This window comes from Streptomyces capoamus, from assembly GCF_014654935.1.
GTDB classification, from domain to species: domain Bacteria; phylum Actinomycetota; class Actinomycetes; order Streptomycetales; family Streptomycetaceae; genus Streptomyces; species Streptomyces capoamus.
This window is the reverse complement of the sequence record NZ_BNBF01000003.1, coordinates 343,729-352,079: the sequence shown is the minus strand read 5'-3', so window position 1 is coordinate 352,079 and position 8,351 is coordinate 343,729. Positions and strand designations below refer to the sequence as shown.

The following is an 8,351-nucleotide window of genomic DNA, read 5'->3' as shown; positions in this document are numbered from 1 at the left end:
GCCCCGGCCGTACGGGGAGCGGACCAGGAGGGTGGGAAAGTCGCCCTGGGCTCGCGGGAAGTAGTGGTCGGTGAGCAGCCGGCTGCCGTCGGCGGCCGGCACGACCAGTCCCGGTTCCCATCCGACCTCGTGCCGCTTCGCCGGCAGGCCCCGCCAGGTCGCCCGCATCAGCCGTGAGGACAGCGGCGGCTTTCCGGCGGGCGGCACCCAAGGCGGGCCGGTGACGGCGTCGGGCGTGCTTGATGGCATCGTTCCCCTCCTCTTTTCTCGTACGACGTACGAGAAAAGAGGATGCTTGGATGACCTTGGCAAGAGCCGCCTCGAAAACCAGGGGAAGGAGGGCGGAGTCCGTGTCCAGCGACGGAAAGACCGGGACCGGGGCCCAGGGCATCGATCCTGAACAGCTGTGGCTGCGTCCCGCCGAGTCCCGCAGGGGCCGCAGGCCCTCCTTCAGCCGGGACGCGATCACTGCGGCAGCCGTCGCCCTGGCGGACGCGGAAGGGCTCGACGCGGTCACCATGCGGCGGGTGGCCGCCGAGGTCGGAGCGGGCGTCATGTCGCTCTACAGTTACGCGCCCGACAAGGAGACGCTGCTGGAACTGATGGTCGACCACGTCAGCGGCGAACTCACGGTCTCCGACCCGCCCAGTGGCGACTGGCGTGCCGATCTGAAGACCGTCGCCCGACTGCAGCGTGCCCACATGCTGCGGCACCCGTGGCTGCCCGCCGCCCTGACCACCCGCCGCGTTCCGGGTCCCAACACGCTGGCCTTCCTGGAGCACGCGCTCGCCGTCCTGCGGCCCACCGGGCTGGACGGTGCGGCGAAGCTGGAGGTCTTCGCCCAGATCACCGCGTTCGTGGCCGGGCACGTCGCGCACGAGATCGCGCAGGCCGAAGTCTCACGGTCGCCGGAGCGGGCCGTGGCCGAGGGCCGCTACCTGGCCGCCGTCGCCGCCGACGGGCGTCACCCCGAACTCGCGGAAGTCCTCGCCGCCCCCGGACGCCCCCTCACTCCCGAGGCCACCTTCAACCGGTTCCTCAACCGTCTGATCGACGGCCTCGACACCGACTGACGCCCAGCGGAGCCGGCTGCCGCCGGCTCCGCTACGACGGTCCCGCGACCGCCGAACCGTCCATGTAGTCGCGGACTCGCGTGATCAGGCCGTCGTGGACGTGGAGCACCAGGAGACCGGGAACGGTGAACGGGGCGTCCTGGGCGGGCAGCGTTCCCACCACGACATGTTCGGCAATGATCACTTCCGGGTCGGTGGTCTCGTAGGCTGCGACCCTCCTGACCTCCCGCACCTCGGCGGGACTGGCTCCCCAGACCGCCCGGTACCCGGCGCGCACGGCCTCACGACCCTCGAAGCGTGGAGGGAAGCCGAGCGAGGCGAAGGGGAACTCGTGCACCGCGTCGACGGAGTAGAGATCGGCCAGATCGTCCGGGGACTTGTCGAGAATGGCTTCGTAATAGCAGGTCAGCACCTCGCGAGGGGTGCGAGCAGCGGGCACTTCCGCATGTGACACGAGGTCACTCCATTCGCTCAACACTTGTTGACCCAATCACCGTAGGGTTGGCCGCGCGTTCGGTCAACGGTTGTAGAGTGAATCGGTGTCCACTCCTCACCAGTCCCGCGCCGACCGCCGCCGAGCGACCGAGGCGCGCATCCTCGACAGCGCCCGGGAGCTGTTCGCCGAGAAGGGATTCGAGCGCACCACCATTCGCGCGGTGGCGACCGCGGCGGGCGTCGACCCGGCACTGGTCATCCAGTACTTCGGCTCGAAGCGGGAGCTGTTCGACCGAGCCGTGCAGGCGTTGCCCGCTCCGCTGACAGCCACTGATGCCGACGAACTCGTGGATCAGTTGCTGGCCTCGCTCGGTCTCAAACTCGGCGGTCTGCCCGAGGGCGCGCTGGCGATGATGCGGTCGATGCTCACCGACCAGGCCGCGGCCGATCACGTCCGTGCCGCTCTCGGCCGGCAGATCGAAGGCGTCGGCGCCGCCCTGACCTCTGCCGAGGATGCCGAGCTGCGAGCAGCGCTGGTCGTCACCGCGTTGTTGGGCGTGACCATCGGCCACCAGCTGCTCGGGCTGGCCGCGCTTCGTGCGGCCCCTGCGGAACGCATCGCCGCGTTGCTCCACCCCGCCATCAAGGCCCTCACGGCTCCGCCGGGGTGAACCCCATGCCGAGAGCCGCTCGGGACAGGGGGACGGACGCGGTGGCGGCTGAGGCGGCCCCACCGAGGGCCGGCCGCTTGCCAGGCCGGACCGAGGAGGCCGCTCGGTTGTGCGCTGACTAAGCTGTCGGCCATGACCAGCGGTGTGACCAGTGAACTCGCCATCCTTGGCGCCGCCGAGCTCACTCGCGATCCGGAGCTGCAGGCATCGTTCGTGGCATCCGCCCATCGGATCGTGGCGGATCTGGTGGGCCGAGGTGCCGCGCTGGGCTGGGTCGAACCACCCTCACGCGATGAGGTGGGGGATCTTCTCAGCCACGTAGTCTCCGCGGTGCAGGCCGGCGACGCTGCCCTGCGTGCCGCCTATCTCGACCGTCAGCTGGTCGGGTTGGGGTACTGGCTCCGCCATGTCCGGCCGACTCACCGACCCCATGCCGATCTGGAGAAGGTCGCCGTAGCCGCGGCTGTTCAGGGCCGTGGTGTCGGCCGAGCGCTGACCTCCGCCTTGATCGCTGACGCCCGGGAGGCGGGGATCGAGGTGCTCACCCTGGACGCCCGCGGCGACAACGCCAGCGCCCTCGGACTCTACAGATCGCTCGGCTTCACCGAATACGGCCGTCTGCCCGACTTCGTCGCCGTCGGCGAACGGCGTTACGACAAGGTCTTCTGCATGGTGGACTTCCGCCGGCAAGGCTGACCACTGCCACACAGGAAGCCCGGTTCCCCCGCGACAGCTGCTCTTTCCCCGAACCGTCAGGACGGCACGGCGGGGCAGTGGGTGCCCCGTGGTGGGACTGCCAGGCCGGTGAGGTAGCTGTCCACGGCGTCCTGCATGCACGGGCCGCTGGTGACGCTGCCGTGGCCGTGACCCTCGTAGGTCAGCAGCACGCCGCTGCGGCCGAGCTGCCGGGCCACGGAGACCGCCCACGGGTAGCCGGTGGCGGGGTCGTGCAGCGCGTTGGACACCAGGACGGGCGGGACACCGGGTGCGTCCAGGCGGTGCTGCGGGTTGGCGGTCGGCGCGCCCAGACACGCCGCTGTCATGTGTATCGGCAGCAGGTAAGGCAGGTCGGGCGCGGTCCTGTTCATCGTGGTGACCAGTGAGGCGTACCCCTGGTAGTCGCGCACCGGCAGATGCCAGTCCGAGCAGAAGACCGGTGTGGCCGCAGGCAGTGGCGCCACGGACGTGGGCGACGCGGGCAGCGGCGCGCTCGCCTCCATGCCCGCGATCGTCGTGGCCAGGCCCGCGTGGTCGGCCTGGTAGAACTTCCGGAAGGCGATCTTGTTGACCAGGTCGGACGATGACAGCGAGGTGCCCGGCCTCCCCGGGTCCTCCAGCTCGCCGCGCCCGGCCCTCGCCAACAGGCCCTGCCAGACGGCGCGGACATCGCGGCCGTGCAGTGCGCACTCGGTGGCACCGTCACACCACTTCACGAATTCCCGGAACGAATCCTCTGCCGCGGCCGCCTCGGACTCCAGGAATGCACGGGTCGTCGGGACGCTGTGGTCCATGACGCTCTCCAGCACCATCGCACGCACGCGGCGCGGGTAGGTCTCGGCGTACTGCGCCCCGAGCAGGGTGCCGTACGAACTGCCGTGGAAGGTCAGTTTCCGCTCGCCGAGGGCGGACCGGAGGGCGTCCAGGTCCCGGACCGTCTGGGCGGTGTCGAGGTGGTCGAACACCGGGCCGGTACGGGCCCGGCAGTCGGCACGGAGCCGCCTGTTGTACGCCATGGTGGCGTCGAAGTCCGCCTGGCTCCTCAGCTCCGGTGACGGCCGCTCGGCAAGCAGGTCGCCGGAGCAGGTCACCGGGTTGCTGCGGCCCACGCCGCGCGGGTCGAAGCTGACGACGTCGAACCTGCGGCGGACCTCGGGGCTGAACCGGCTGATGCGGCCCACCACCATCTCCACGCCGGAGTCGCCCGGCCCGCCAGGGCCGAACACCATCGAGCCGACGCGTGCGTCGGGGTCGGTGGCCTGGCGGCGGGCCACGGCCAGGTCGAGTGTCGGCCCGCTGGGGTGTGCCCAGTCGACCGGCACGGAAAGGGTGGCGCACTCGGCCCCCGGCGTCTCCGAGTCACCACACGGTGCCCACCGCAGGACCCCTGTGGCAGACGACGACGCCGCGTGGGCCGCGGGAGCGGCGGCGAGGCCGGTGATGGCGGCCATGGCTGCCCCCATGGCCATGGCCGTGCCCCGCGCGGCGACCCGCCGCAGTACGGATCTGTCCCTTGACAGCATTGATCCTCCCGTGAAGGAAGTGGTTGTGTGAGGCGTGCGGACCCGGCCGGGGCACTCCTGACGTTAGGCGTACCGCCGCCCATGTGGTGCCCCTCTCAGGGGCTTCTCCGGGTCGGATCGGGGCTCGATCAGGGGCGGAGGCGCCTGCCCTCCGGCTGCCTCCTCGGCGCAGGAGCAGCGGAGTTCGGCACCTGCCGCGCACCGGCGGTGCACTTACCGACAGCATGGGGGCAGACGGATGAGTGGACAGCCGGCCCGGCACACCGGGTGACGGCCACCGTGACGGACGGACCGAGGAGGGCGAGAGCGGATGGGATCCTCGCTGCAAGGGCAACCAGCAGCGCGGCTCGCCGTGCGACGCGAGGGCCGCGGCGCACGGCCCCGGACACGAAGCTGCGGCCCGGACGCGTCGGCCGCGTCCCGGCCCCGGGCGCAGACAGGAGGCCACCCGTGACCGCCGTACCTGAGGGACGCGACTGGACCCGTATGATGCGCGCCGACTTCGACGATTCCGCTCCGCTCGACCTGATCGAAGAGGCGGTGTGCCGACCGATACACGCCGCGCCCGACGAGTGCGGGACGCAAGCGCTGTTCGGGGAGGAGCCGGCGCCGGCCCGCCCCCGCCGCCCCCGTGCACCGGCCCCGGCTGCCACCGAGGACACCGACACCTTGTTCTGAACCGCCCTTCGGGTGCGCGTGCGGACGTGGAGCTCGTCGAGGGTCGGCGCGGCCGAGGTCGGCGCCACCGGCGGTGCCCTGTTCGGGCCAGTCCGTTGGTGAGGCTCCGTCAGGCGCATTAGCTTCTCAGGCATGGGCATGTGTGCAGTCCGGCGAACAAGCCGCGCAACGGTGCTGGCCGGCCTCCTGTGCGTCCTCCTGGCCACGGGCGCCGACCTTCACGCCGGCGCCGCGGCGCCGCGTCCGCGTCTGCTGGTCCTCGGCGACAGCATCGCGGGCGGCAGCGCGCAGGGCGGCAATGGAGCGCAGGGCTGGCCCTCGCTGGTCGCCGAACAGCTGGGACTGACGCTGCGTCTCGACGCGAAGGGGGGTACCGGCTACACCACCGGTGGCCGACAAGAAGGCGGACGTCCGTACCCGCAGCGGGTCGAGCAGGCCATTGCCGCAGAGCCGGACGTGGTGGTGGTCGAGGGCTCCCGCAACGACGTCAGCCCGGCGAAGACCCGAGCCACCGCGGTGGACACCCTGCGCCGTCTCCGCGCGGGGCTGCCCCACGCGCGCATCCTGGTCATCGGGCCCGTCTACTCGTTCCTGCGACCGATCGACTCGCACCCGATCGACACCGCGGTCTCGGCCGCCGCGGAGACACTCGGCGTGCCTTACCTGTCCGCGGTGCGCCGTGGGTGGTTCACCGGATCCGCTCACCGGTTCATCGGTGGCGACGGCGTCCACCCCACGGACGCCGGCCACGCGTACCTCGCCAGGCAGATCCGCCCCGAAATCTCACGGTTGCTGCATGTGCGAGACCGGAGCGGCTGAGCGCGGGAACGGTCTGGTGTCCGGGTGTCGCCGACGAGGCCGGTCGCCGCGCGCGTCTCGGTGGGCGCGGCGCCGGACACCGGTCTCGCTCCGGAGCCCCCGCCTCGCCCGCGGCCCCTCCCCCGCCGACGTACCCCGACTCCCACCGGCTGAGCGGTGTCCCGGCCCGCCCGTGACCGCTGGAGCGGCTCCCCGGGCCGTCCGCGCACGTCACACCCGCCGTTGCGGCCTGCTGTCGGCCCTGGAGGGTAGGCGGGCGAGGTGACACCTCCTTCCACTCCCTCCACCCCGTCCACCACCGCGGCGGACGGCTCGTCGCAGGGCGGGGCGCCGACGCTCAAGAAGGCGCTGACCACCCCCCTGCTCTATTTCTTCATCCTCGGTGACGTGCTGGGCGCCGGCGTGTACGTCCTGGTCGGCCAGATCGCCTCCGAGTCGGGCGGCGCGGTATGGCTGCCCCTGCTCCTGGCCCTGCTGCTGTCGCTCCTGACGGCCGCCTCGTACGCCGAGCTGGCCACGAAGTACCCGAGGGCGGGCGGCGCCTCCCACTACGCGACCCTCGCGTACGGGCCGTTCACCGGCTTCCTCGCGGGGTTCTGCATGCTCGCCGCGGGCATCGTCTCCGTCGCCGCGCTGGCACGGGGCTTCGCCGGCGACTACCTGGCCGTCTTCGTCAGCCTCCCGGTCGTGCTGGTGGCGGCCGTCTTCCTGTGCGCCCTGGCCCTGCTGAACGCCCGGGGCATCAGCGAGTCCACCCGCGCCAACGTGGCGGCGACGGTCATCGAGGTCGGCGGTCTGCTGCTCGTCGTCGGGCTCGGCGTCTGGCTGTTCCTGCGCGGCGACGGCGACCCCGACCGGCTCGCCCACCTCGGCACCGCCCACACGGGAGCCGCCGCCGGTGTGCTGAGCGGGACAGTGCTCGCGTACTACTCCTTCGTCGGCTTCGAGACCTCCGTCAACGTCGCCGAGGAGACCCGCGACCCGCGCCGCTCCTACCCGCGCGCCCTCTTCGGCGCCCTGGTCACCGCGGGAGCCGTGTACGTGCTGGTCGGTGTCGTCGCCTCGGCCGCCGTCCCCACCGCGACGCTGGCCGGCTCCAGCGGTCCGCTGCTGGAAGTGGTGAAGGAGGCGGGCGGCGTACCGCCGAAGGTGTTCGGCGCCATCGCCCTCGTCGCCGTGGCCAATGGTGCGCTGCTCACCGGCATCATGAGTTCCCGCCTGGCCTACGGCATGGCGCGGGACGGCCTCCTGCCCCGCTTCCTGACCCGGGTGCTCCCGGGCCGCCGTACGCCGTGGGCCTCGATCGCGGCCACGACCGTGCTGTCCTTCCTGCTGGCGCTCACCGGTGACGTGGCGAGTCTCGCCTCGACCCTCGTGCTGCTGCTCCTCGTGGTGTTCTTCATCGTCAACACCGCGGTGCTCGTCCAGCGGCGCGACCACTCCGACCGCCCGCACTTCCGGGCCTACACCGTCGTCCCCGTCCTCGGGGCGGCCTCCTGCGTCGCGCTCGCCACGCAGATCGAGGCCGACGTCTGGGTGCGGGGGCTGATCGTCCTCGCGGTCGGCGTGGTCCTGGGGGCCGTCGCCGCCCGGCACCGCCGCCGGGACGCGTCCTGACGACGCCGGCGCCTCCGGCCCGGCCCGGGCGCTCTCGGGGGCCCGGCGGTGAGAGAGTGGCCGTATGTGCGGTCGATATGTCGCCACCCGGCGCCCGCCGGAGCTGGCGCGGTTGTTCCATGTCGCCGAGTGGCCCTCCGCCGACGTACTGGAACCGAACTGGAACGTCGCTCCGACCGACGAGGTCTGGGCAGTGCTGGAGCGCTCCCCGCGCGACGGCGGCACCCGTGCGGTACCCGTGCGGGAGCTGCGGCCGTTGCGCTGGGGCCTGGTTCCGTCCTGGGCGAAGGAGGCGAGGACCGGCGCCCGGATGATCAATGCCCGGGTGGAGACCCTGCACGAGAAGCCCGCCTTCCGCCGCGCCTTCGTCAAACGCCGGTGCCTGCTTCCGGCGGACGGCTTCTACGAGTGGCAGCCCGGCAGGGACCCGGCCACCGGCAAGGCCCGCAAGCAGCCCTACTTCATCCATCCCGAGGAGGATCAGGTGATGGCGCTCGCCGGGCTGTACGAGTACTGGCGCGACCCGTCCGTCACGCAGGACGACGACCCGGCCGCCTGGCTGCTGACCTGCACCATCATCACCACTGAAGCCACCGACGCAGCCGGCCGCGTACATCCGCGGATGCCCCTGGCACTCAGCGAGGACCACTACGAGGCCTGGCTCGACACCACCCGTCAGGACCCGGGTGAACTGCGCGCCCTGCTCGGCCGGCCGGCCGGCGGGCACCTCGACGCCCGCGCGGTCTCCACTGCCGTCAACGACGTCCGCAACAACGGCCCCCACCTCCTCGATCCGGTCCCGGTCGGCCCGTAGCCGT

9 protein-coding genes and 1 pseudogene are annotated in these 8,351 nt (G+C 72.0%); 7 read left to right on the top strand and 3 right to left on the bottom strand.

The genetic code is table 11. The features are described 5' to 3' along the window. Window positions 1-249 (bottom strand): annotated as a pseudogene (locus tag IE312_RS39200) (CocE/NonD family hydrolase); the annotation flags it as partial. Between the two features lie 101 nt (window positions 250-350). Here IE312_RS39200 and IE312_RS07520 point away from each other — a divergent pair. Continuing rightward, the gene (locus IE312_RS07520) at window positions 351-1,073 is read left to right on the top strand and encodes a TetR/AcrR family transcriptional regulator C-terminal domain-containing protein (protein ID WP_229899252.1); all 723 of its coding nucleotides are present in this window, start codon (window positions 351-353) and stop codon (window positions 1,071-1,073) included. 31 nt (window positions 1,074-1,104) lie between these two features. On the opposite strand, the gene IE312_RS07515 is transcribed toward IE312_RS07520, so the two are convergent. Then, window positions 1,105-1,527, bottom strand: coding sequence for a nuclear transport factor 2 family protein (locus tag IE312_RS07515; RefSeq protein WP_189979510.1), 423 nt, complete (start codon window positions 1,525-1,527; stop codon window positions 1,105-1,107). Between the two features lie 85 nt (window positions 1,528-1,612). On the opposite strand from IE312_RS07515, the gene IE312_RS07510 reads away from it, so the two are divergent. Both IE312_RS07510 and IE312_RS07505 read left to right on the top strand, forming a co-directional pair. Further along, on the top strand, window positions 1,613-2,179 hold the full coding sequence (locus tag IE312_RS07510) for a TetR/AcrR family transcriptional regulator (protein ID WP_189979508.1): 567 nt from the start codon (window positions 1,613-1,615) through the stop codon (window positions 2,177-2,179). Between the two features lie 132 nt (window positions 2,180-2,311). Next, window positions 2,312-2,875, top strand: a complete 564-nt coding sequence (locus IE312_RS07505; protein WP_189979506.1) for a GNAT family N-acetyltransferase — start codon at window positions 2,312-2,314, stop codon at window positions 2,873-2,875. Between the two features lie 56 nt (window positions 2,876-2,931). On the opposite strand, the gene IE312_RS07500 is transcribed toward IE312_RS07505, so the two are convergent. Continuing rightward, complete coding sequence (locus IE312_RS07500; protein WP_189979504.1) at window positions 2,932-4,419, bottom strand: alpha/beta hydrolase; 1,488 nt, start codon at window positions 4,417-4,419, stop codon at window positions 2,932-2,934. 450 nt (window positions 4,420-4,869) lie between these two features. Here IE312_RS07500 and IE312_RS07495 point away from each other — a divergent pair, with 450 nt between their 5' ends. The 4 genes from IE312_RS07495 (at window position 4,870) to IE312_RS07480 (ending at window position 8,347) form a co-directional block, all read left to right on the top strand. Beyond that, window positions 4,870-5,097, top strand: coding sequence for a hypothetical protein (locus IE312_RS07495; protein WP_189979502.1), 228 nt, complete (start codon window positions 4,870-4,872; stop codon window positions 5,095-5,097). A 132-nt stretch (window positions 5,098-5,229) separates the two neighbouring features. Further along, entirely contained in the window at window positions 5,230-5,916 is a 687-nt protein-coding gene (locus tag IE312_RS07490; protein ID WP_189979500.1) for an SGNH/GDSL hydrolase family protein, read from the top strand. Window positions 5,917-6,276: 360 nt separating this feature from the next. Next, window positions 6,277-7,533 carry an APC family permease gene (locus IE312_RS07485; RefSeq protein ID WP_229899311.1) on the top strand — a complete coding sequence of 419 codons (1,257 nt, stop codon included), beginning with the start codon at window positions 6,277-6,279 and terminating at the stop codon, window positions 7,531-7,533. Between the two features lie 64 nt (window positions 7,534-7,597). Next, window positions 7,598-8,347, top strand: coding sequence for an SOS response-associated peptidase (locus IE312_RS07480; RefSeq protein ID WP_189979498.1), 750 nt, complete (start codon window positions 7,598-7,600; stop codon window positions 8,345-8,347). Window positions 8,348-8,351 lie beyond the last annotated feature (4 nt).